The 23,608-nt window shown below is 63.7% G+C and carries 19 protein-coding genes; 9 read left to right on the top strand and 10 right to left on the bottom strand.

Features of this window, described 5'->3' with window-relative positions; all coding sequences use genetic code 11:
* Positions 1 to 10 precede the first annotated feature (10 nt).
* The 4 genes from V3314_RS11675 to cobA all read left to right on the top strand — a co-directional run bounded on the left by V3314_RS11675 (position 11) and on the right by cobA (position 4,552).
* On the top strand, positions 11 to 586 hold the full coding sequence (locus tag V3314_RS11675; RefSeq protein ID WP_338460246.1) for an ANTAR domain-containing protein: 576 nt from the start codon (positions 11 to 13) through the stop codon (positions 584 to 586).
* A 306-nt stretch (positions 587 to 892) separates the two neighbouring features.
* Positions 893 to 2,104, top strand: coding sequence for a nitrate/nitrite transporter (locus V3314_RS11670; protein ID WP_338460245.1), 1,212 nt, complete (start codon positions 893 to 895; stop codon positions 2,102 to 2,104).
* Positions 2,105 to 2,113: 9 nt separating this feature from the next.
* Complete coding sequence (locus tag V3314_RS11665; RefSeq protein ID WP_046616283.1) at positions 2,114 to 3,784, top strand: bifunctional protein-serine/threonine kinase/phosphatase; 1,671 nt, start codon at positions 2,114 to 2,116, stop codon at positions 3,782 to 3,784.
* 27 nt (positions 3,785 to 3,811) lie between these two features.
* A complete protein-coding gene (gene cobA / locus V3314_RS11660) occupies positions 3,812 to 4,552 on the top strand; it encodes a uroporphyrinogen-III C-methyltransferase (RefSeq protein WP_046616284.1) in 741 nt (246 codons plus the stop codon).
* 213 nt (positions 4,553 to 4,765) lie between these two features.
* Here cobA and V3314_RS11655 read toward each other — a convergent pair whose 3' ends face one another.
* The 8 genes from V3314_RS11655 to ppsA all read right to left on the bottom strand — a co-directional run bounded on the left by V3314_RS11655 (position 4,766) and on the right by ppsA (position 13,106).
* The gene (locus V3314_RS11655) at positions 4,766 to 5,803 is read right to left on the bottom strand and encodes an OmpA family protein (RefSeq protein ID WP_046616285.1); all 1,038 of its coding nucleotides are present in this window, start codon (positions 5,801 to 5,803) and stop codon (positions 4,766 to 4,768) included.
* 111 nt (positions 5,804 to 5,914) lie between these two features.
* A complete protein-coding gene (gene sigX, locus V3314_RS11650; RefSeq protein WP_003248665.1) occupies positions 5,915 to 6,481 on the bottom strand; it encodes an RNA polymerase sigma factor SigX in 567 nt (188 codons plus the stop codon).
* Between the two features lie 112 nt (positions 6,482 to 6,593).
* Positions 6,594 to 7,418 (bottom strand): mechanosensitive ion channel domain-containing protein, encoded by an 825-nt coding sequence (locus tag V3314_RS11645; protein ID WP_004376138.1) that lies wholly within the window; start codon positions 7,416 to 7,418, stop codon positions 6,594 to 6,596.
* A gap of 2 nt (positions 7,419 to 7,420) precedes the next feature.
* On the bottom strand, positions 7,421 to 7,693 hold the full coding sequence (locus V3314_RS11640) for a hypothetical protein (RefSeq protein ID WP_004376140.1): 273 nt from the start codon (positions 7,691 to 7,693) through the stop codon (positions 7,421 to 7,423).
* 214 nt (positions 7,694 to 7,907) lie between these two features.
* Positions 7,908 to 8,903, bottom strand: coding sequence for a zinc transporter ZntB (locus V3314_RS11635; RefSeq protein WP_338460244.1), 996 nt, complete (start codon positions 8,901 to 8,903; stop codon positions 7,908 to 7,910).
* A 27-nt stretch (positions 8,904 to 8,930) separates the two neighbouring features.
* Positions 8,931 to 9,422, bottom strand: a complete 492-nt coding sequence (rraA, locus tag V3314_RS11630) for a ribonuclease E activity regulator RraA (RefSeq protein ID WP_021785500.1) — start codon at positions 9,420 to 9,422, stop codon at positions 8,931 to 8,933.
* 213 nt (positions 9,423 to 9,635) lie between these two features.
* Entirely contained in the window at positions 9,636 to 10,628 is a 993-nt protein-coding gene (locus tag V3314_RS11625; RefSeq protein WP_338460243.1) for an alpha/beta fold hydrolase, read from the bottom strand.
* A 102-nt stretch (positions 10,629 to 10,730) separates the two neighbouring features.
* On the bottom strand, positions 10,731 to 13,106 hold the full coding sequence (gene ppsA / locus V3314_RS11620) for a phosphoenolpyruvate synthase (protein ID WP_046616287.1): 2,376 nt from the start codon (positions 13,104 to 13,106) through the stop codon (positions 10,731 to 10,733).
* Between the two features lie 177 nt (positions 13,107 to 13,283).
* Here ppsA and V3314_RS11615 point away from each other — a divergent pair, with 177 nt between their 5' ends.
* A complete protein-coding gene (locus V3314_RS11615; protein ID WP_024086557.1) occupies positions 13,284 to 14,102 on the top strand; it encodes a pyruvate, water dikinase regulatory protein in 819 nt (272 codons plus the stop codon).
* Positions 14,103 to 14,269: 167 nt separating this feature from the next.
* Here the strand turns inward: V3314_RS11615 and V3314_RS11610 are convergent, their stop codons facing one another.
* The gene (locus V3314_RS11610; protein WP_338460241.1) at positions 14,270 to 19,135 is read right to left on the bottom strand and encodes an NAD-glutamate dehydrogenase; all 4,866 of its coding nucleotides are present in this window, start codon (positions 19,133 to 19,135) and stop codon (positions 14,270 to 14,272) included.
* Between the two features lie 274 nt (positions 19,136 to 19,409).
* On the opposite strand from V3314_RS11610, the gene V3314_RS11605 reads away from it, so the two are divergent.
* Entirely contained in the window at positions 19,410 to 19,763 is a 354-nt protein-coding gene (locus tag V3314_RS11605) for a hypothetical protein (protein ID WP_085601510.1), read from the top strand.
* 159 nt (positions 19,764 to 19,922) lie between these two features.
* Here the strand turns inward: V3314_RS11605 and V3314_RS11600 are convergent, their stop codons facing one another.
* The gene (locus tag V3314_RS11600; RefSeq protein WP_046616290.1) at positions 19,923 to 20,828 is read right to left on the bottom strand and encodes a LysR family transcriptional regulator; all 906 of its coding nucleotides are present in this window, start codon (positions 20,826 to 20,828) and stop codon (positions 19,923 to 19,925) included.
* Positions 20,829 to 20,952: 124 nt separating this feature from the next.
* Between V3314_RS11600 and lysA the strand changes: the two genes are divergently transcribed.
* From lysA to V3314_RS11585, 3 genes are all read left to right on the top strand, one after another.
* Positions 20,953 to 22,185 carry a diaminopimelate decarboxylase gene (lysA, locus tag V3314_RS11595; RefSeq protein WP_085589290.1) on the top strand — a complete coding sequence of 411 codons (1,233 nt, stop codon included), beginning with the start codon at positions 20,953 to 20,955 and terminating at the stop codon, positions 22,183 to 22,185.
* Between the two features lie 206 nt (positions 22,186 to 22,391).
* Positions 22,392 to 22,835, top strand: coding sequence for an acetyltransferase (locus V3314_RS11590; protein WP_085601509.1), 444 nt, complete (start codon positions 22,392 to 22,394; stop codon positions 22,833 to 22,835).
* Between the two features lie 34 nt (positions 22,836 to 22,869).
* On the top strand, positions 22,870 to 23,607 hold the full coding sequence (locus V3314_RS11585; protein ID WP_046616293.1) for a GntR family transcriptional regulator: 738 nt from the start codon (positions 22,870 to 22,872) through the stop codon (positions 23,605 to 23,607).
* Position 23,608: the final 1 nt, after the last annotated feature.

Below are 23,608 nucleotides of genomic sequence, written 5' to 3'. Positions count from 1 at the left end.
GGAACCATCCATGTTGCGCATCCTGCTGATCGACGACACCCAGAACAAACTCGGCCGCCTCAAGGCCGCCTTGAGCGAGGCCGGCTTCGAGGTCATCGAAGCCCCTGGCCTGACCATCGACCTGCCCGCCTGCGTCGAAACGGTGCGCCCGGACGTGGTGCTGATCGATACCGACTCACCGGACCGCGATGTGATGGAACAGGTTGTCCTGGTCAGCCGCGACCAGCCGCGGCCGATCGTGCTGTTCACCGACGAGCACGACCCCGAGGTGATGCGCCAGGCGATCCAGGCAGGGGTCAGCGCCTACATCGTCGAAGGCATCCATGCCGCGCGGCTGCAACCGATCCTGGACGTGGCCATGGCCCGCTTCGAAAGCGACCAGGCACTGAAGGCGCAACTGCTTGCTCGCGACCAGCAACTGGCCGAGCGCAAGCGCATCGAGCAGGCCAAGGGTTTGCTGATGAAGATGAAGGACTGTAACGAAGAAGAGGCCTACACCCTGATGCGCCGCCAGGCCATGAGCCGGCAGCAGAAACTTATCCAGGTGGCCGAGCAGATCATTGCCATGCACGAGATGCTGGGCTAGCAACCTCCTTCACGCGGTCCCTGTAGGAGCGGCCTTGTGTCGCGATGGGCTGCGCAGCAGCCCCAGGATCTCAGCTTCGCGGCAGAGATTGCCGGGGCTGCTGCGCAGCCCATCGCGACACAAGGCCGCTCCTACAAGGGGACTGCAACTTCTCAGAGTTGGCCCATCTCTTGCTGAACGAATATCACCGGTAGCCAACGGCGGTTGCCCACTTGATCCCGACAAAGACGTCGCTCTCCCCTCCACCTGCGTGGAGCGGGTAGCGGCGTCTTTTTCGTTCCGTTGCATTGCCGAGTGAGGTGTTCGATGAGTACCAGCTTCTGGAAATCCGGGCATGTGCCCACGCTGTTCGCCGCGTTCCTGTACTTCGACCTCAGCTTCATGGTCTGGTACCTGCTTGGCCCACTGGCGGTGCAGATTGCCGCCGATCTTCAGCTGAGTGCACAACAAAGGGGCCTGATGGTGGCCACGCCGATCCTGGCCGGGGCGATCTTGCGCTTTGCCATGGGCGTGCTGGTCGACCGCCTGTCGCCCAAGACCGCCGGGCTGATCGGCCAGGTGGTGGTCATCGTCGCCCTCGCCACTGCCTGGCAACTGGGCGTGCACAGCTATGAACAAGCGCTGCTGCTGGGCGTGTTCCTCGGCTTCGCCGGCGCTTCGTTCGCCGTGTCACTGCCGCTGGCCTCGCAGTGGTACCCGCCACAGCACCAAGGCAAAGCCATGGGCATTGCCGGTGCCGGCAACTCCGGCACAGTGTTCGCCGCCCTGCTGGCCCCGGCGCTGGCTGCGGGCTTTGGCTGGAACAATGTGTTCGGCTTCGCGCTGGTCCCGCTGTCGCTGGCCCTGGTGGTGTTCGCCCTGCTGGCACGCAATGCTCCGCAGCGGCCCAAGCCAAAAGCGATGGCCGACTACCTCAAGGCCCTGGGTGACCGTGACAGCTGGTGGTTCATGTTCTTCTACAGCGTCACCTTCGGCGGCTTCATCGGCCTTGCCAGCGCCCTGCCCGGCTACTTCAGCGACCAGTATGGCCTGAGCCCGGTCACGGCTGGCTACTACACCGCTGCCTGCGTGTTCGCCGGTAGCCTGATGCGCCCGCTCGGCGGCGCGCTGGCCGACCGCTTCGGCGGCATCCGCACCCTGCTGGGCATGTACAGCGTGGCGGCCATCTGCATCGCAGCAGTCGGCTTCAATCTGCCCAGCGCTGCCGCCGCACTGGCCCTGTTCGTCAGCGCCATGCTCGGCCTCGGGGCCGGCAATGGCGCGGTGTTCCAGCTGGTACCGCAACGCTTCCGCCAGGAGATCGGCGTGATGACCGGGCTGATCGGCATGGCCGGCGGCATTGGAGGCTTCCTGCTGGCCGCCGGGCTGGGCACCATCAAGCAGTACACCGGTGACTACCAGCTGGGGCTGTGGCTGTTCGCCAGCCTGGGCTTGCTGGCCTGGTTCGGCCTGCACGGCGTTAAACAGCGCTGGCGCACCACCTGGGGCTCGGCTGCGGTTACCGCGGCACGGGTCTGAGGCACAGCCATGAGCCTGCAACTGAACTTTGCCCAGGCCAGCGCCACCGGGCCGCGCGAGGAAAACCAGGACGCCCTGCGCCTGGTTACCCCGGCGCCGGAGCTGGCCGCCAGCAAAGGCTACCTGTTCGCCCTCGCCGACGGCGTCAGCCAATGTGCCGATGGCGGCCTGGCAGCCCGTGCCAGCCTGCAGGCGCTGGCCCTGGACTACTATGCCACTCCCGCGACCTGGAGCGTGGCCCAGGCCCTCGACCGCCTGCTGCTGGCGCAGAACCGCTGGTTGCGTGCCCAAGGCAGTGGCCAGCCACTGCTGACCACTCTCAGCGCGCTGGTGCTGCGTGGCCGGCGCTTTACCCTGGCCCACGTGGGTGATTGCCGCGTGTACCGCTGGCACGCTGGGCGCCTGCAATGCCTGAGCGAAGACCACGTATGGGACCAGCCCGGCATGCAGCATGTGCTGAAGCGCGCGCTGGGGCTGGACCAGCACCTGCTGGTGGATTATCTGGAAGGTGAGCTGCAGCCAGGCGAGAGCTTCCTGCTGTTGAGCGATGGCGTATGGGCCAGCCTGGGCGACCAGCACATCCAGGCGGTGCTGCGCGAGCAACCTGACCTGCAACTGGCCGTCGACACCCTGGTCGCCAGCGCGCACCTGAACGGCAGCCAGGACAACGCCAGTGCCTTGCTGGTGCAGGTCGAGCAACTGGGCACGGCCAACCTGGGCGATACCTTGGCGCAACTGCAGCAATGGCCAGTGCCCGGCCCGCTGCGTGAAGGCCAGGTAATCGATGGCTGGCAAGCCGAAAAGCTGCTTTCGCACAGCCGCCAGTCGTTGCTGTACCGGGTGCGCGATGGCCAGGGCCGAGCCTGGCTGCTGAAGACCCTGCCCACCGCACGCGAGCAGGAGCCCGGCGCGGCGCAAGGGCTGTTGCTGGAAGAATGGTTCCTGCGCCGGGTCGCTGGCCGGCACTTCCCCGAGCTGCACACCGCCGGCCAGCGCCAGCACCTGTACTACGTGATGCGCGAATACCCCGGCCAGAGCCTGGCAGCGCTGCTGGCCGAGCACGGCCCGCTACCCATGCCGCAGTGGCTGGAGCTGGCCCGGCAGCTGCTGCAGGCGGTCGGTGTACTGCACCGGCGCAACCTGCTGCACCGCGACATCAAGCCAGAGAACCTGCACCTGGGCAGCGATGGCCAACTGCGCCTGCTGGACTTTGGCCTGGCCTACTGCCCGGGCCTGTCGGAAGACCCACTGCACGAGTTGCCAGGCACGCCGTCATACATTGCCCCGGAAGCGTTCGACGGCCAACCGCCCAGCCCACGCCAGGACCTTTATGCAGTAGGCGTGACGCTGTACCACCTGCTGACCGGGCATTACCCCTACGGCGAAGTGGAGGCCTTCCAGCGCCCGCGCTTCGGCCAGCCGGTCAACGCCGCGCGCTACCGTCCCGACCTGCCGGAATGGCTGCAGCACAACCTGCAGCAGGCACTGGCAGCCGACCCGGCGCAGCGCTTCGAAACCGCCGAACACTGGTTGCTGCTGCTCGAGCGTGGCGACCGCCAGGAACTGCCCAGCCGGCCACGGCCGCTGCTGGAGCGCGAACCGTTGAAGGTCTGGCGCACCCTGGCCCTGCTGTCCTTGCTGTTCAACCTGATATTGCTGCTCACCCTGCTCAAGGGCTGAACGCACCCTGCCGATGAGGAAACCCTGATGAATGCGAAAGTCTGGCTGGTTGGTGCTGGCCCTGGTGATCCCGAGCTGCTCACCCTCAAGGCCGTGCGCGCCATGCAGCGAGCCGCTGTGGTGATGATCGACGACCTGGTCAACCCGGCGGTGCTGGAGCATTGCCCACAGGCTCGGGTGATTGCCGTGGGCAAGCGCGGCGGCTGCCGCTCCACGCCGCAGGCCTTCATCCAGCGCCTGATGCTGCGCCATGCGCGGCAAGGACGCTGCGTGGTGCGGCTCAAGGGCGGCGACCCGTGCATCTTCGGCCGTGGTGGTGAAGAGGCGCTGTGGCTGCAAAGGCATGGCATCGAGGTGGAAGTGGTCAACGGCATCACCGCCGGCCTGGCTGGCGCCACGCAATGCGGTATTTCCCTGACCTCACGAGGTGTGAGCCGGGGCGTGACATTGGTGACGGCACATACCCAGGACGACAGCGAACTGAACTGGGCGGCCTTGGCCCAGGGCGGGACGACGCTGGTGGTGTACATGGGCGTGGCCAGGCTGGAGCAGGTACGCCAAGGGTTGCTCGACGGGGGCATGGCACCGGCGACGCCAGTGGCGATGATCGAAAATGCCTCGTTGCCGCAGCAGCGGGAGTGCAGGAGCGATGTGCGGGGGATGGTCGAGGATGCGCGGGGGTTTGGCTTGCGTAGCCCGGCGATATTGGTGATTGGGGAGGTGGTTGGGGAACAGGGGGAGCAGGACCTTGTGGCAATTGCCGGATGATGCGCTGCCTGCGCCGGCCTTTGTGGGAGCGGCCTTGTGTCGCGAAAGGGCTGCACAGCAGCCCCGGCAATACCTGCGGCGAAGCTGAAAAACTGGGGCCGCTACGCGCCCCTTTCGCGACACAAGGCCGCTCCCACAAGGGGCACACAAACCCAAGAAACAGGCAAAGAAAAACCCGGCCGAGGCCGGGTTTTTCATGAAGCTTCAAACCAATTACTTGGCCTGGGCTTCTACCTGAGCTTCAACGCGACGGTTGATAGCGCGGCCTTCTTCGGTGGCGTTGTCGGCAACCGGACGGGTTTCGCCGTAGCCAACCGAGTCAACACGGCTGGATTCCACGCCGTACTGCTGGGTCAGGACCTGCTTGACAGCGTTGGCACGACGCTCGGACAGCTTCTGGTTGTAAGCGTCTGGGCCGACGGAGTCAGTGTGACCTTCCACGGTGGTGGTGGTCTGTGGGTACTGCTTCATGAAGTCAGCCAGGTTCTTGATGTCGCCGTAGCTGTTTGGCTTGACGACCGACTTGTCGAAGTCGAACTTGACGTCCAGCTCAACGCGAACGACTTCGGCAACAGCCGGGCAGCCATCAGCGTCAACGGTAACGTTGGCCGGGGTGTCAGGGCACTTGTCGACGTTGTCGCAAACGCCGTCGTTGTCGGAGTCGGAGCACACTTCGGCAACTGGAGCCGGAGCGACTTCAGCTTGCTTCGGGCTACCGCCGAAGTTCAGACCAACACCAACGGTCGGACCCCACTCGGTGTTGCCGTTGTCGATGTTGTACATGGCTTCTACGCCGGCACGGGCGAAGAACATGTCGGTGATGTACCACTTGGCGCCAGCGCCGACGTTGGCGAAGGTGGAGTGGTCGCGGCCGCTACGAGTGGCCTGGCCCAGGCTCTCGTGAGCGAAACCGGCGGAAACGTACGGACGCAGAGCGTCGCCAACGGTACCGAAGTGGTAGGTAGCGTCGAGCTTGGCTTTGGAACCTTTGATGTCTTTGTTGAAGACTTCACCACGAGCGTTGTGGGTCTCGTTGTAGCCGAGGTCCAGGGAAACGTCGTCGGTCAGGAAGTAGCCCAGGCGAACACCAGGATTGGTGCCGTCGTTCTTGAAGTTACGTTCGCTGTCGTAGTACTGCTTGGTAACGTTGCCTTCGATTTCCACAGCGCCTTGGCCTTGAGCCAGAACGCCGAACGAAGTAGCAGCGACGAGCGAGCCAATGGCCAAGCCCAAGGTGTTTTTCAATTTCATCCGTTAAATCCCCATCTGGTGATAGTTAAGCAGTCCCACCACAAACAAGGGGGACAACTCGACGGCAAGTCTAGCAGAACTCGCCGGTTCGTTAGAGATATTTGCATGCCACTAAGTTTCATCGAGGCCGGCAAATTTCTCCCGAAGCTTGTCTAGCGCGCGCTTGTAGCGCATTTTTGTCGCGCTCAGGCCCATGTGCATGATGTCGGCAATTTCCTGAAATTCCAGCTCTGCGACAAAACGCAGCACCAGAATTTCCCGGTCAATCGGGTTCACATGCACCAGCCATTTGTCCAGCCCGCCTTTTTCTTCCGGCTTCGGAGCCTTGTCCTCGGACGCCTCTTCAACAGGGTCCAGACTCAAGGCATCCATCAACCGACGTTTACGGCGCTCCTTGCGGTACTGGGTAATGCATTCGTTGTAGGTGATGCTGTAGAGCCAGGTCTTGAACTTGGACTTACCCTCGAAGTTCTTCAGCCCGTACAGCACTTTCAGCATGACTTCCTGACAGACATCGTCCGCGTCACGGTCGTTCCCCAGATAACGCGCACAGACGTTGAACAGGGTCCGTTGGTAGCGCCGCATGAGCTCCTCATAGGCGCGGGTAACGTGGTACAGCTCCTCATGCGAACGCGCCACCAACTCTTCGTCGGTGAGCTCGCGGGGGTCATAACGCATGGGCGGCGAATGAACTTTATTCAAAACGGATCTGGCCGACAGTCAGGTCAATGTCGCCGCGCGACCCCGTGGGTCGATTTTCGCGGCGGCATACATTAACAGCTTTGTGCGGTTAGCGGCTATTGACTCGCTGTTCAAGCAGCTCACGATTGGACAGCGAAACCAGTTCGCCATCATCGGTCAGCAGCGTCGTCTTGACCGTACCGATCTCCTCGATGTGCCCTTCGACCTCGCCAATTCGCACCTGCTGGCCCACCTGGTACAGCTCGCGCACGTAGATGCCGGCCAGGATCTGCCCGGCGATTTCGCGGCTGCCCAGGCCCATTGCCAGCGCAACGGCCAGACCAACGGTAATCAGCCCGATCACGATCACATGGTTCAGCAGGTCGGTTTTCACCTCCAGCTGGCTGATGGCCACCGAGATACTGATGATGATCACCAGGCCCTGGGTGATACGCCCCAGGCCTGCCGAGTATTCCAGGCCGATGCCTTCGGCAGCGCCGCGCACCAGGCCGTTGGCCACTTGCGCCAGCAGCACGCCGGCCAGCAGCACCAGGGCTGCGCCGAACACCTTCGGCAGGTACAGGGCAAGCATGTCGAGGGTTGCCGAGACCCGCTCCAGGCCCAGCGACTCGGCGGCCGACACCAGGAAGATGAGCAGCACGAACCAGTAGACGATCTTGCCGATTAAGGTGGAGATCGGCACCTGGATGCCGACCCGGCCAAGCATCTTGGTCAGGCCGGTGCCGGCCATGAGGCGGTCCAGGCCGAACTTGGCCAGCAGTTTGGACAGCAGCGTGTCGAGCAGCTTGGCCACCACGAAACCGAGCAGCACCACGACCAGCGCGCCGAACAGGTTGGGGATGAAGTTCGCTACCTTGGTCCAAAGGGCAGTCATGGCGGTGACCAGGCTCTGGGTCCAGAGATCGAGTTCCATATTCAATCGGCCTTATCTGCTTTGCTGCCGTTGGCAGCGTTGCGGGAAGAGTGTCGACGCACCGGCGCAACATGCGCCGCGCCATTGTTCACGGCGATCAGCAGCGCCTGGCTCCAGCGGCCAAGCAGGCTGAACAGATCACCTGCGCCAACCTGGCGGTTGGCGGTTTTCAGCACGCGGCCCAGGCAAGCGGCGTCGTCCCGGTCGTCCCGGTCATTGCCGGAAGGTGACGCCTTGAGCAGGTCGCGCAGGGATTCTTCAAACGGATCGTGCATGGGCACCTCGCGCAGTGTCAGTCAGAGACGAGATGGCCGGTCGATGGGTCACACATCGCATTGGGACGAATGTTTCAAAATGAATGGTGCTTGCCTGCACCGGCCCTATCGCCGGCAAGCCAGCTCCCACAGGGGTACCACAAACCCGGAAGCCTGTGGTGCACCTGTGGGAGCTGGCTTGCTGGCGATAGGGCCGGTGCAGGTCAATGAGCATCTATACCCACCGCAACCGCCGGAACAGCCACCACTGCCCCACCGCCAGCCCCAGCACGACGATGCAGGCGAACAGGAAGCCATAGGGGTTTTCCGCCCCGGGGATGCCGCCGACATTGATGCCCAGAAGCCCGGTGATGAAGCTCATGGGCAGGAAGATGCAGGTGATGATGCCGAAGCGGTACATGGTGCGGTTCATGCGCTCGCTGCGCCGGCGATCCTGGCTTTCCAGCACCAGGGCGGCCCGCTCGCGGGCCAGTTCCAGCTCTTCGAGGTAGCGGATCAGACTGTTGTTCAGCTCGTTCCAGTAATCGGCGTCGGCATCGACGAACCAGCTCCATTTGCTGCGCGACAGCTGGGCGTAGATCTCCCGCTGCGGAGCCAGGAATCGCCGCAGGCCGGCGGCACGCCGGCGGATCTGCTGCAAGCAGCCGTTTTCCGGGGTGTACCGTTCGTCGGACTCGACCTTTTCTTCTTCCAGGTCGACCAGTTCGGACAGGTCGCTGACCAAGCCCTGGACCTTTTCGGTGAGCAGTTCGCCCATCAGCAGCAGCAGCTCGGACGCCGATTTCGGGCCCCTGCCCTCTTCGAGCTGCTGGAGAATCTCGTCACTGGCGCGCAACGGCCGCAGGCGCAGCGAAATGACCCGCTGCGCCTCGGCGAAGATGCGCACCGAGACCATGTCTTCGGGCTCAGCACCCGGGTTCAGGTTGACCCCACGCAGGAACAGCAACAACTGTTCATCGGCCATGGGCAGCAGGCGCGGCCGGGTGTTTTCCTCCAGCATCAGCTCGCAGGCAAACGCGCTCAGGCCGCTGTCGTGCAGCAGCCAGGTACGGGTTTGCGGATGGCTGCGGTCCCAGTGCAGCCACAGGCTCTGCTCAGGTTGCAGCTGCAGGTCGTCCAGCTCGGTACGGGCAATCGAGCGCGCGCCACCTTTGCCATCGAGCACCAGGGCGTGTACCAGCCCCCACTGCGCGTTGTCTTCCTCGAACATCAAAGCTCCATCAGCGCGGGCGGCGCATCACTCCGGCATTTTCAGCGGGCTTGGCGAAACCAGCACGCCATTGTTGTCGGCATACACGTACTCGCCCGGGCGGAAGGTCACCCCGGCGAAGGTCACTGCCACGTTAAGGTCGCCGATGCCGCGCTTGTCGGTCTTCATCGGGTGGCTGGCCAGGGCCTGCACACCGACATCGGTCTGGATCAGCACGTCGACGTCACGCACGCAGCCGTAGATGACCAGGCCTTCCCAACCGTTCTTGGCAGCCTTCTCGGCGAGCATGTCGCCGAGCAATGCACGACGCAGCGAGCCACCGCCGTCGACGACCAGGACCTTGCCCTTGCCATCGAGCTCGACCTGCTCCTTGACCAGCGAGTTGTCTTCGAAGCACTTGATGGTGACGATCTGGCCGCCGAACGAATCACGGCCGCCGAAATTGCTGAACATCGGTTCCAGCACCTGCACCAGGTCCGGGTAGGCATCACACAGGTCGGGCGTAACGTAATGCTGCATGGGAAGCTCCTGTCAGTCACAACGAAAGCGGGTATCGGCCAAGGCTACACCGTAGAGCCCATCGCAGTCATCCAGGACCGAACGGTCATGTTTTGCCTGTACCGGCCCTATCGCCGGCAAGCCAGCTCCCACAGGCCCCCGCTGGCTTCAGGCTAGTGGTACTCCTGTGGGAGCTGGCTTGCCGGCGATAGGGCCAGTACAGACACAGCAGAATCAACTGGCGGGCACAGGCTCCGCCACCACCGTGGATTCATGCACCGGCACCAGCGGATCCCGCAGCCAACGCTCCACCAGCGGCCACACCTGCACCTGCGCGGCCTTGCTCACCAGCATGTCGACATGCCCGAAAGCCTCGAACCCTTCCTCGGGGCCCAACCGCAAAAACTGCTTGCGCTCACCGCCCAATTGCTCGAACAGCTTGCGGCAGGCCCACACCGGGTCCTGGAAGTCCCCTGCACCAGCCACCGCCAGCAGCGGCACATCCACCTTGGCCAGCCCCGCCCACCAGTCGCTCTGCTTGTCGCCAAAGCGCCCGAACAGGCCATGCCAGCGCATGCTCTCCAGGGCCAGGCCGATCGGCTCATCCTCCGGCCCACGCTTGAAACGCGGCCCGGAGATCTGCCCCCAGCGCTTGAGCAGCAGCTTCGCCCCCCAGACCAGCGGCGGCACCTTCAGCGGCCAGTACACGCGGCTGATCTGGGTGCCGAACAGCGCCACGCTGGCCACCTGCTCGGCAGGCAGAAAGCCACCGCCCAGCGCTGCCGCCAGGGTCGTACCACCCAGGGAATGGCCGACCCAGTGCGGCGCCTGGCCCGATTGTTCACGCACGAACGCGGCAATCAGCGGCAGGTCATCGCGGGCATAGGCGGCAACGCTGTTGTGCTTCCAGTCATGGTTGCGCGGCGAAAGGCCGTGGCCGCGCATTTCCGGGATCCATACATCGAAGCCGGCGCGGGCGAGATAGGCCCCCAGGCCAATCCCTTTGGGCGAGTACCAGAAGCGGCGGTTGGAGAAGCTGCCGTGCAGGAGAATGACCGGCACGCCCTGGGCCTGGCCCTGATCGGCCAGCCCCAGGCGGGTGACAGCCAGCTCGACGCTGGGGTCGGGGCTGTTGCCGGCCTTGATCCGGTACACGTCTTCGCTGAGGTCGCCGCGGCGTTCGGCACTGAGCAAGGCGACGGGGAATAGAGTGCTGCTGCTTTGCATAAGGTTGCTTGGTGCACAAAAAAGGGCGGGATCCATTGCTGGAGCTCGCCCTGGAAAAAACCAGGCGGGGGTACGCCAGACGTACCCCCGCGTTTTACTGCATCAGACCGCGCCCTGCCCTTCGGCCAGGTAGAACCAGGTTTCGAGTACCGAGTCCGGGTTCAGCGACACACTGTCGATGCCCTGTTCCATCAGCCACTTGGCCAGGTCCGGGTGGTCCGACGGGCCCTGGCCGCAGATGCCGATGTACTTGCCAGCCTTGTTGCACGCGGCAATGGCGTTGGCCAGCAGCTTCTTCACCGCAGGGTTACGCTCGTCGAACAGGTGGGCGATGATGCCCGAATCACGGTCCAGGCCCAGGGTCAGCTGGGTCAGGTCGTTGGAGCCGATCGAGAAGCCGTCGAAGTATTCCAGGAACTCTTCGGCGAGGATGGCGTTGGACGGCAGTTCGCACATCATGATCACGCGCAGGCCGTTGTCACCACGGGCCAGGCCGTTTTCGGCGAGCAGGTCGACAACCTGGCTGGCTTCACCCAGGGTACGCACGAACGGCACCATGATCTCGACGTTGGTCAGGCCCATCTCGTTGCGCACGCGCTTGAGCGCACGGCACTCGAGCTCGAAGCAGTCACGGAACGATTCGCTGATGTAACGCGAAGCGCCACGGAAGCCCAGCATCGGGTTTTCTTCTTCCGGCTCGTACAGCTTGCCGCCGATCAGGTTGGCGTACTCGTTGGACTTGAAGTCCGACAGGCGCACGATGACCTTTTTCGGGTAGAAGGCCGCCGCCAGGGTGCTGATGCCTTCGACCAGCTTCTCGACATAGAAGCCGACCGGGTCGTTGTAGCCGGCGATGCGCTTGTCGACGCTGTCTTTCAGGTCGGCTGGCAGGCCGGCGTAGTTCAGCAGTGCCTTGGGGTGCACGCCGATCATGCGGTTGATGATGAACTCCAGGCGCGCCAGGCCGACACCGGCGTTGGGCAGCTGGGCGAAATCGAACGCACGATCCGGGTTGCCGACGTTCATCATGATCTTGAACGGCAGGTCGGGCATGGCGTCGACCGAGTTCTGCTTGACGTCGAAGCCCAGCTCGCCCTCGAAGATGAAGCCGGTGTCGCCTTCGGCACAGGACACGGTCACACCCTGGCCGTCTTTCAACACCTGGGTGGCATTGCCGCAACCGACCACGGCCGGAATGCCCAGCTCACGAGCGATGATCGCCGCGTGGCAGGTACGCCCGCCACGGTTGGTGACGATGGCGCTCGCGCGCTTCATCACCGGTTCCCAGTCCGGGTCGGTCATGTCGGAGACCAGCACATCGCCCGGCTGGACCTTGTCCATTTCCGATACGTCGTTGATCACGCGGACCTTGCCGGCGCCGATGCGCTGGCCAATGGCGCGGCCTTCGACCAGTACGGTGCCCTTCTCTTTCAGCAGGTAGCGTTCCATGACGTTGGCGCTGGAGCGGCTCTTCACCGTCTCGGGGCGCGCCTGGACGATATACAGCTTGCCGTCGTCACCGTCCTTGGCCCATTCGATGTCCATCGGGCGCTGGTAGTGCTGCTCGATGATCATGGCCTGCTTGGCCAGCTCGCTGACCTCGGCATCGGTCAGGCAGAAGCGCGCGCGCTCGGCGCGGTCCACTTCGACGGTCTTGACCGAACGGCCGGCCTTGGCTTCTTCGCCGTAGACCATCTTGATCGCCTTGCTGCCCAGGTTGCGGCGCAGGATAGCCGGGCGGCCTGCCTGCAGGGTGCTCTTGTGCACGTAGAATTCGTCAGGGTTGACCGCACCCTGCACCACGGTTTCGCCCAGGCCGTAGGCGCCGGTGATGAACACCACGTCGCGGAAGCCCGACTCGGTGTCGAGGGTGAACATGACGCCGGCGGTGCCGGTTTCGGAGCGGACCATGCGCTGCACGCCGGCGGACAGGGCCACCAGCTTGTGGTCGAAGCCCTGGTGCACGCGGTAGGCGATGGCGCGGTCGTTGAACAGGGAGGCGAACACTTCCTTGGCCGCGCGGATCACGTTGTCGACGCCGCGGATGTTGAGGAAGGTTTCCTGCTGGCCGGCGAACGAGGCGTCCGGAAGGTCTTCGGCGGTGGCCGAGGAACGCACGGCGACGGCCATGTTTTCGTTGCCGGCGGCCATTTCGGCGAAGGCCGCACGGATTTCGCTGTCAAGACGCGGCGGGAAGTCGGCTTCCATGACCCACTGGCGAATCTGCGCGCCAGTCTTGGTCAGGGCGTTGATGTCATCCACGTCGAGTGCGTCGAGCGCGGCGTGGATACGGTCGTTGAGACCACTCTGTTCGAGAAAATCGCGGTACGCCTGCGCCGTAGTGGCAAAGCCGCCCGGTACCGATACACCAGCACCTGCGAGGTTGCTGATCATCTCGCCCAGGGATGCGTTCTTGCCCCCCACATGCTCTACATCATGGACGCCGAGCTTATCGAGGGAAACTACGTACTCTACCAAGGTGATCTCTCCACTAACTGTATTGGAAAAGCTCAAGGGCGCCCGCCTGCCTTCGTTGACTTGGCCGGACGCTTGTGGCCTGTACCTGGAAAATAAGTGAGAATGCCGACAGCCGCATTCGGCAAACCGAACTTATCATATCCAAGAAACGTCATCAGCTTAAGGCCCAGATCGCAAATGAAACGAACCGCGTTCTTCATCTCCGACGGCACCGGCATCACTGCCGAAACCCTGGGCCAGAGTCTGCTCGCTCAATTCGAGAGCATTCCGTTCAATAAATTCACCCGTCCCTACATCGATTCGCCGGAAAAGGCACGGACCATGGTCCAGCAGATCAATGCCGCGGCCGAGCGCGATGGTGTACGCCCGATCATCTTCGACACCATCGTCAATCAGGACATCCGTGAGATCCTGGCTACCTCGAATGGCTTCATGATCGACATCTTTTCTTCGTTTTTGTCCCCGCTTGAACAGGAATTGACTGCCCATTCGTCGTATTCCGTCGGCAAGTCGCACTCGATCGGCGGCAATTCCAACTACATGGAACGCATCGAGGCGGTGAATTTCGCCCTGGACAACGACGATGGCGCGCGCACCCACTACTACGACAAGGCCGACCTGATCCTGGTAGGCGTATCGCGCTGCGGCAAGACCCCCACCTGCCTTTATATGGCCATGCAATTCGGCATCCGCGCCGCCAATTATCCGCTGACCGAGGACGACATGGAGCGCCTGCAGCTGCCGGCGGTGCTGAAAAAGCACCACAACAAGCTGTTCGGCCTGACCATCGACCCCGACCGCCTCACCGCCATCCGCCACGAGCGCAAGCCCAACAGCCGCTATTCCAGCTTTGCCCAGTGCGAGTTCGAAGTGCGCGAGGTGGAGAACCTGTTCCGCCGGGAGAACATTCCCAACATCAATTCCACGCATTTTTCCGTGGAAGAGATTTCGGCGAAGATTCTGGTGGAGAAAGGCGTGGAGCGCAGGTTCAAGTAAGCCTGTACCGGCCTCTTCGCGGGTAAACCCGCTCCCACAGGGACCTCACTGCACTCAAGGCTTGAGATACTTCTGTGGGAGCGGATTCACCCGCGAAGAGGCCGGCCCAGGAATACAAAAAAGCCCCGGCATCACTGCCGGGGCTTTCTTCTACCGCCTCATGAAGCTCAGGACGGCACCACCGCCGCCTGCCCGCTCATGGCCAGGTCGACCAGCTCGCGGTTGGCCACCGCGTACATCGCATAGTCGGTACCGGTGGCATTGCGCAGGTCATCCAGCATGGCGCGCCAGCGCTCCACCATTCCCCGGTGCTGCTCGGCCCACAGCGCCACGCGGGCGTCCATGTCTTCCGGCGCATCGGCCATCTGCAGCACCGAGATGGTGATCGCCCGCTGCTGCAGGTCGATGTCATCGCGGAACGCCTCGCGGGCCAGCGCCTGCCAGTTGTTTTCCACCGGCAGGTTGCTGATTTCCTGCAAGTACCAGGTCAGGTCCAGCGCGCTGCCCACGGCGAAGAACGCCTTGGCCACCTGCGCCGGATCATGGCCAGTAACATCCGAGGCCTCGATGATCGGCAACAGGGTGTACAGGTGGGTAGTGCCAGCCACCATGCGCGCCAGCAACTCCGGTACACCAGCCTCGACGAAGCCCTGGTAGCGTACCATCCAGCGCTCGCGGGTCGGGCCTTCGAGCAACTCGTCGAGCTTGAGCCCCAGTTGCGCGATCTTCGGCCCGAAGTGCGCGGTGTCGCGCCCGGCGTCCTGCTCGTTGCGGCGGCTGCGCAGGAACCAGCGGGTGGCACGGCGGCCCAGGCGCATCAGTTCGTCCATCAGGGTCAGCTGGATTTCCGCCGGCACCTGGTAGTCCAGTGCCTCGATCTGGCGGAACCAGTGCGGCAGATGGAAGATATCGCGCACGATCACATAGGCTCCGGCCACGTTGGCCGGGCTCATGCCGGTCGACTCTTTCAGGCGCTGGACGAAGGTGATGCCCATGTTGTTGACCAGATCGTTGGCGATTTGGGTGCTGACGATTTCGCGCTTCAGGCGGTGGCGGCGCATGGAGTCGGCGAATTTGCTGACCAGCGACGGCGGGAAGGCGGTTTCCATGTCGCGGGTCAGGTAATCGTCGTCCGGCACCAGCGACTTGAGCAGCTGTTCCTTGAGGTCGATCTTGCTGTACGAGATCAGCACCGAAAGTTCGGCGCGGGTCAGGCCCTGGCCGGCGGCCAGGCGCTCGGCCAACTGCTCCTCGGACGGCAGGAACTCGATGGCGCGGTCCAGCTTGCCACGGGCCTCCAGGTCGGCCATCAGGCGCTTGTACTCGGCAATCCGCTCGCGGGCGCGGCGAGCCGCCAGTGACAACGCCTGGGTCTGCTTGTAGTTGTTGCCCAGCACCAGGCCGGCCACTTCGTCGGTCATGCTGCCCAGCAGCTGGTTACGCTGCTTCTCGGTCATGTCGCCACCCTGCACCACTTCGTTGAGCAGGATCTTGATGTTGACCTCGTGGTCGGAGCAGTCCACGCCGCCGGCGTTGTCGATGAAGTCGGTGTTGGTGGCGCCGCCAAGCAGGCCGAACTCGACCCGGCCAAGCTGGGTCATGCCCAGGTTGCCGCCCTCGCCCACCACCTTGCAGCGCAGTTCGTTGCCATTGACCCGCAGCGCGTCGTTGGCCTTGTCGCCGACGTCGGCGTGGCTCTCGGTGCTGGCCTTGACGTAAGTACCGATGCCACCGTTCCACAGCAGGTCTACCGGTGCCTTGAGCAAAGCATTGAGCAGCTCGGTCGGGGTCAGGCGGTCGGCGTCGATGGCGAAGCGCTCTTTCATCTGCGGGCTGATGGCGATGCTCTTGGCACTGCGCGGGAAGATCCCGCCGCCTTCGGACATGATGCTTGTGTCGTAGTCGCTCCAGGCCGAGCGCGGCAGGTCGAACAGGCGCTTGCGCTCGGCAAAGCTTGCGGCTGGCTCCGGGTTCGGGTCGATGAAGATGTGCAAGTGGTTGAAGGCAGCCACCAGCTGCAGCTTGTCGGACATCAGCAGGCCGTTGCCGAACACGTCGCCGGCCATGTCCCCGATGCCGATCACGGTGATCGGGTCTTCCTGCACATTGATGCCGCGCTCGCGGAAGTGGCGCTGCACGCCAACCCAGGCGCCGCGTGCGGTAATGCCCATCTTCTTGTGGTCGTAACCGGCCGAACCGCCCGAGGCGAAGGCGTCGCCCAGCCAGAAGCCGTAATCGATGGCAATGCCGTTGGCAATGTCGGAGAAGGTCGCGGTGCCTTTGTCGGCCGCCACCACCAGGTACGGGTCGTCATCATCGTGGCGTACCACGTTGGCCGGCGGCACCACGCCACCGTCCTTGAGGTTGTCGGTGATGTCGAGCAGGCCGGAAATGAAGATGCGGTAGCACGCCACGCCTTCGGCCGCGATCTCGTCGCGGCTGCCGCCCAGCGGCAGGCGGCGCGGCAGGAAGCCGCCCTTGGCGCCGACCGGTACGATCACCGAGTTCTTCACCTGCTGGGCTTTAACCAGGCCCAGCACCTCGGTGCGGAAGTCTTCCTCGCGGTCGGACCAGCGCAAGCCGCCGCGGGCGACGTTGCCGAAGCGCAGGTGCACGCCCTCGACCCGTGGCGAGTAGACGAAGATCTCGAACTTGGGCACCGGCTTGGGCAGCTCGGGGATCAGCTTGGGGTTGAACTTGAAGCTGAAGTACGACTTGTTCTGGCCGTTGGCATCCGGCTGGTAGAAGTTGGTGCGCAGGGTGGCCTTGATGAGGTCCAGGTAGCGACGCAGGATGCGGTCTTCGTTGAGCACCTGCACGTCGTCCAGCGCTGTCAGGATGGCTTGTTCCAGGCGCAGTTGCTTGTCATCCAGGTCCTCCTGGGTGAGCTTGCGCGCCAGGTAGAAGCGGGTCTTGAACAACCGGGTCAGCTCGCGGGCGATGTCGGTGTGGTTGTTCAGGGTGCTGGCGATGTAGCCAAGGTCGAAGCCCAGTCGAATCTGCTTCAGGTAACGGGCATAGGCGCGCAACAGCGCCACATCGCGCCATGGCAGGCCGGCGGTGAGCACCAGGCGGTTGAAGGCGTCGTTCTCGGCATCGCCGCGGACGATGTGGATGAAGGCATCCTGCAGGGTGTCGTTGAGCTGCTGGATGTCCAGGCTCAGGCCTTCGCTGTAGGTGAAGGCGAAGTCGTGGATCCAGTAGCCGCGGCCACTGGCATGGCGCAGGCGGTACGGGAACTCGCCGAGTACGCGCAGGCCGAGGTTTTCCAGGATCGGCAGCACATCGGACAGCGCCAGCGGGGTGTCGGCGTGGTACAGCTTGCAGTGCAGGGTACGCTCGCCGACCTGGGTCAGCGGCTGGTAGAAGCTCATCGCCAGCGGCTTGCTTTCCGACAGGTTCAGCACGTGCTGCAGGTCGACCACCGCCGAGTGCGCGGCGAAGCGCTCGCGGTAACCAGCCGGGAAACCTTTGGGGAAGTCGGCGAGGATATTGGTGCCCTGGGCTTCGCCGAAGTTTTCGACCACCAGCGCCGAGTAGTCGTCATGCCACGAGCGGCAGGCCTGGATCACTTCGCGTTCCAGCTGCTGCGGGTCGATGTCGATACGGTTTTTCGGGTCTACCCGCAGAATCAGCTGCACACGGGCCAGCACCGATTCGGAGAAGAAGGTCCAGAACTCGCAGTCGCTGGCCTTCAGGCGCTCCATCAGCACCTGCTGGATCTTCTGCCGCACTTCGGTGGAGTAGATTTCCCGCGGTACATAGGCCAGGCAGTAGCAGAAGCGGCCGTACGGGTCCTTGCGCAGGAACACGCGGATCTTGTTGCGTTCCTGGATCTGCACGATCGACATGACAGTGCTGAACAGCTCGTCGACCGGGGTCTGGAACAGGTCGTCGCGCGGCAGCACTTCCAGCACCTGGGCCAGTTCCTTGCCCAGGTGGGCCTTGGGATCGAAGCCCGAGCGGCGCTCGATTTCGGTAACCTTCTGCCGGATATAAGGGATGGCATGCACGCTTTCGCCGTACACCGACGAGGTATACAGGCCCATGAAGCGGTGTTCCTTGATCACCTTGCCGTCGGCGTCCAGCTGGCGGATCGACACGTAGTCCGGGTAGGCCGGGCGGTGTACGCGGCTTGGCAGCGCGGCCTTGGCGAACGACAGCAGCAACGGTTCATTGAGGTAGGCCACGGCATAGTCTTCGATGCGCAGCTCATCGCTCGTCAGGCCCACGCGCAAGCGGCGCGGCAGGCCGAGGAACGACTGCTCGTCGTAGACCATCTGGCCACCATCGGCATCGCCCTTGACAGTGAATTCTTCATAGCCCAGGAAGGTGAAGTGGTTGTCCAGCAGCCACTCGAGGAAAGCCTTGACCTCGCCCTTTTCGTTCTGCGCCGGGCCAAAGGCGGTCTGCTCCACCTCCGCCACCACTTCACGCAGCTTGGCCTTCATCGGTTCGAAGTCGGCCACCACCACCCGCACCTCGGCCAGCACCTGCTCGATCTCGCGGGCCAGTACCGTCAGCTCGGCGGCGTTGGCGCAACGGTCGATCTCCAGGTACATCAGCGACTCATGACGTACGCCCTCGCCCTGGGTGCCCTTGGGCAGCAGTTCAAGCAGCTCGCCCTTGGCGCCGCGGCGCACGCTGAGCACGGTGGTCTGCAGGGTGTGGATGCTGTAGCCGCGGCGGTTGAGCTCGGTGCGTACCGAGTCGACCAGGAACGGCAGGTCGTGGTGCAGCACTTCAACCACGCTGTGGGTCGATTGCCAGCCATTGCGTTCGTAATCGGGGTTGTACACCCGTACTTGCGGGTGTTCGGGGTCGAAACGCTCGATGATGCGCCAGGCTGACAGGGTGCAGCCGGCCAGGTCGGAAAGCCTGCGTTGCGTGAGTTCGTCCAGAGAGATGATGCCGAAGAATTGCTCGGCGAACAGCGCGACTTGTGGCAGGGACTGTTCGCTGATGTGCTGCGCCAGGGCCGCTTGCAGTTGATGCTGGAAGTCGGCTTTGCTGGCTGCGGTGAAGAACGCCATCTGTGGTACTCCGCTTGGGCTTTGTAATAGTTGAAGCGTCGCTGCGTGCGCCGTGTACGGATCAACGATAGCCAACCCGTGGCAAGGCGGACGGTAAAACCAGGCGTTGAACGTGCGCAGGCACGCCCAGGGCTCGCCGAAGCTTAACGACTGATTGGTCATCAAGGCTTGCAGCGCTGCGACAATTTCGGTCAAGGGGCGGTAACTTTACGTTTATGCCTGTAGGCAAGACTGTCAGAATTCCCTTCCGTTTCCTTTGATCCGAGCCTTGTCCATGCAAATCAATACTGCCCTTCTGTTCGCCACCCCTTGCGATGACGAGGAAGACAACATGGCGACCCTGTGCTGCCACAGCGACAAGGGTCAGATGTTCCTGCTGACCCGCTACCCGGACGAAGACACCGTCGACCTGACCCTGGATGACGAGCCGTCGACGCTGGATGGCCTGAAAGTGACCCTAGGCGCCAAGCGACTGCTGATCGAAGTGGCGGCCGGCGACCGGGATGCGCTGAAGGGAGATGAGGTGCTGGAGATCAACCTGACCAGCGAGTTGAGTGACATGGAGGAAGTGAAGGAAACCCTGGAGAACATCCTGGCCGGGACCGGCACCTTCGTCTGCGAGCTGTGACGAACTGAATACCGGCGCTGCCCCTGTGGGAGCGGGCATGCCCGCGAACACCGGCACAGCCGGTGCCATCCATCGCGTCGCCTGCTTCGCGGGCTTGCCCGCTCCCACAGTGATCGCGCCAGTTTTTAGGTTTTGTGCAAGGCAGTTCCCCCACAACGATCATGCCAGCGCCTGCTGCATCTCCCGGGCCTGCACCCGCAACGCCTGGCAAAACGGCTCCACCGCCGCCGATGCCGGCCGGTGGTCCGGCCTGATCAGCATCACCTGGTACGGCACCGACACCCGCAACCGCCGGATCGGCAACCCGCCCTGCGCCGCTTCCAGCCCGCTCAGCGGGTTGATGATCGCCACCCCCAGGCCTTGCCTGACCATGGCGCACACCGAGGCAGCACTGGTGGTTTCGATGACCGTGCGGCGGTTCACCCCCGCCGCGCGAAAGTGCTGGTCCAGGCGCTGCCGGTAGGTGTCCAGGCTGGCCAGGTTGATGAAGTCGACCTCGTGGAAATCGCTCAGCTCCAGCTCGGCCCTTGCCTGCAACGGGTGCCCGTCGGGCAGCACGCACACCATGTTGGCGCTGAACAGCAATTCGCCGTAGGCGCCACGCGGTATCTGCTCTACCTCGGTCAGGCCCAGGTCATGCTGCTGGGCAACCAGCGACTCCTCCAGCAACGGCGACTCCTGCGCCAGGATACTCACGCTCACGCCCCGGTGCTGTTGGTGAAAGCGCTGGCAAGCCTTGGGCAGCAAGGTCTGGGAAAACAGCGGCAGGCAGGTAATGGCCAACCGACCCTGCTCGAAATTGCGGATGGCCTGGGCAAAGCGGTCGATGCGCTCCAGCCCTACGTAGGCCCGCTCAACCTCCTCGATCAACAGCAGCGCCTGGGCCGTCGGCACCAGACGGCCGCCTTCGCGCTCGAACAGGTTCAGCCCGGTCACCTGCTCCAGCCGCGCCAGTTCGCGGCTGACAGTGGGCTGCGAGGTAAACAGCAAGCGCGCCGCACCGGTGACGCTGCCAGCGGCCATGATGGCGCGAAACACTTCGATATGGCGGACGGACAGTTTCACGGGCAGCACCTGGCAAGTCGGTAATAGTCATATCAGATATGAATGGCTGACAGAAAAATAGCTATTTTTCTGAATTCCTGCTTTGGCTCATTCTCGTGGCCTTCCTTATATGAGTAGCGCCACCATGACTGCACCCTTCACTCTTCTGGCCGAGGCTGTCCGCCAGCACGGCTCGCCGCTATGGGCCTATGACGCCGGCACCATCGCCGAGCGCGTCGAACAGCTGAAAGTGTTCGATACCGTGCGCTTCGCCCAGAAGGCCAACCCCAACCTGCATGTGCTGCGCCTGATGCGCGCCCACGGTCTGGTGCTGGACGCAGTGTCGCTGGGCGAAATGGAGCGGGCCTTTGCCGCGGGCGCAAGCGTGGATGGCGACCCTGCCGGCGTGGTGCTGACCTGCGACGCGCTGGACCGGCCGACCCTGGAGCGGGTGGTGGCCTCGAAGATCGAAGTCAACGCCGGTTCCATTGACATGCTGCGCCAACTGGGTGAACGCTCGCCCGGCCACCGCGTGTGGATCCGCATCAACCCCGGCTTCGGCCATGGCCACAGCCGCAAGACCAACACCGGTGGCGAGAACAGCAAGCACGGCATCTGGCACGAAGAGCTGGGCGAAGCGCTGGCCTGCGTGAAAACCCATGGCCTGCACCTGGTGGGGGTGCACATGCACATCGGCTCGGGGGTGGATTATCAGCACTTGGAGCAAGTGGCCCGCTCGATGATCGAGCTGATCGGCCGCCTGGGCGTGGACATCGAGGCGTTCTCCATTGGCGGCGGCCTTTCCACCCCATACCGCAGCAGCGACAAGCCGGTCGACCTGCAACGCTACGCCCGGACCTGGGCCGTGGCCCGCAAGGAGATCGAGGCGATGCTGGGCCACCCCGTGCGCATGGAGATCGAGCCAGGGCGCTTCCTGGTGGCGGAATCGGGCTACCTGGTGGCCGAGGTACGCGCCGTGAAACAGGTGGGCCGCAATACCTTCGTCATGATCGACGCCGGTTTCAACGACCTGATGCGCCCGGCGATGTACGGGGCCTACCACCGCATGACACTGCTCGACGCCGACGGCCAGCCGGTTGACCGCCCACGGCAGCCGACAGTGGTGGCCGGGCCGCTGTGCGAGTCGGGTGATGTGTTTACCCAGGATGACCAGGAACTGACCCCGCACGACCTGCCCCAGGCGCAGGTGGGTGACCTGCTGGTGATCCACGACGCCGGGGCCTATGGCGCGTCGATGTCGTCGAACTACAACAGCCGGCCATTGCTGCCGGAGTTCCTGATCGAGGATGGGGCGCTACGGATGATTCGCCGCAGGCAGACAGTGCAGGACCTGCTGGGCCTGGAGGCGGGCTTCTGATATCGCGGGTAAACCCGCTCCCACAGGTACGGCGCCGGGCTCGAGGGCAGTGCTTGCTTGTGGGAGCGGTTTACCCGCGAAAGGGCCAGCCCGGGCAACGCATCAGCTGATGCCCTGCCCCACCGTCATTGCCCCGCCACCTACAATCCGGGTACCCTTTTTCTTCCTCCCGACCCCGCAGCCATACACCGACCAGGCATCACTCCATGATCATCCGCCAAAGCATCGCTGCAGATCATCCGCAACTGCTCGATATCTGGCTGCGCGCCGTGCGCGCCACGCACCACTTTCTGCAAGCGTCCGACATCGACGCGCTGCTGCCGCAATTGCGCGACGTCTACTTCCAGGCCGTCGAGCTCTGGGTTGCGGTTGACACCGAAGACCGCCCACTTGGTTTCATTGGCTTCAATGGCAACCACGTGGAAATGCTCTTTGTCGCCCCCGAGCGCCATGGCCAGGGCATTGGCCGCGCGCTGCTGGATTTCGGCCGCCAGAAGCACAACGTTATGAGCGTCGATGTCAACGAGCAGAACCCGCAGGCAGTGGGGTTCTACCGGCACTACGGTTTCATCCAGACCGGCCGCTCACCGCTGGATGGCGAAGGCCGGCCGTTCCCCTTGCTGCATATGAGCCTGCCCGCACAGGCTTGATTTCCGGGGCTACTTCGCGAGACAGACCAAAGGTATGAACCCGACGCGCTACACCACCGTGGCAAAGGACTTGATGGAAGGTATTGCCAGCGGCCGCTACCCGGTGGGCAGCCTGCTGCCGACCGAGTTCGAGCTGTGCGACCTTTACGATGTGAGCCGACACACGGTGCGCGCGGCGATCAACCAGTTGCTCAACCAAGGGCTGGTATCGCGGCGCAAGCGCGTGGGTACCCGGGTGGAGGCCAGCAGCCCGCGCGGTGGCTACTCGCAGTCACTGGCCAGCGTGGCGGACCTCGCGCACCTGGCGGAAACCCAGCAACGGGAAATCCAGGACGTGCGCCACTTCGTCGCCGACCTGAGCGAGGCGGCGCGGCTGGGGCTGGTACCGGGCGAGCACTACTTCTGCGTGTCGAGCATCCGTGTCGACCGCGTGCACAACGCGGCGCCGCTGTGCTGGACCGATGTGTACGCGCAGCGCGACTATGCCGAGGTCATCGAGTTGGCCCGCGAGCACCCCGACCAACTGATTGCGGGGCTGATCGAGCAGCACTATGGCCGGGCGATCGCGGTGGTCGACCAGCAGGTGCGGGCAGTGTTGCTGACCGCGGAAATGGCCAGGGTGCTGAAGGCCGAGGCAGGCGCGCCGGGGCTGAAGATCATTCGCCATTACCGCGAGGAAAACGGCGACCTGATGGCGGTTTCCGAGACGGTGCACCCGGATGATCGCTTTACCCTCGTCACCCAGATACGCCGCGATCGGTCGCCTGGCTGAT

Source organism: Pseudomonas sp. TE3-3-F2023 (assembly GCF_036784815.1).
In the GTDB taxonomy this organism is placed as follows: domain Bacteria; phylum Pseudomonadota; class Gammaproteobacteria; order Pseudomonadales; family Pseudomonadaceae; genus Aquipseudomonas; species Aquipseudomonas pudica.
This window is presented reverse-complemented; position numbering and strand designations above follow the sequence as displayed.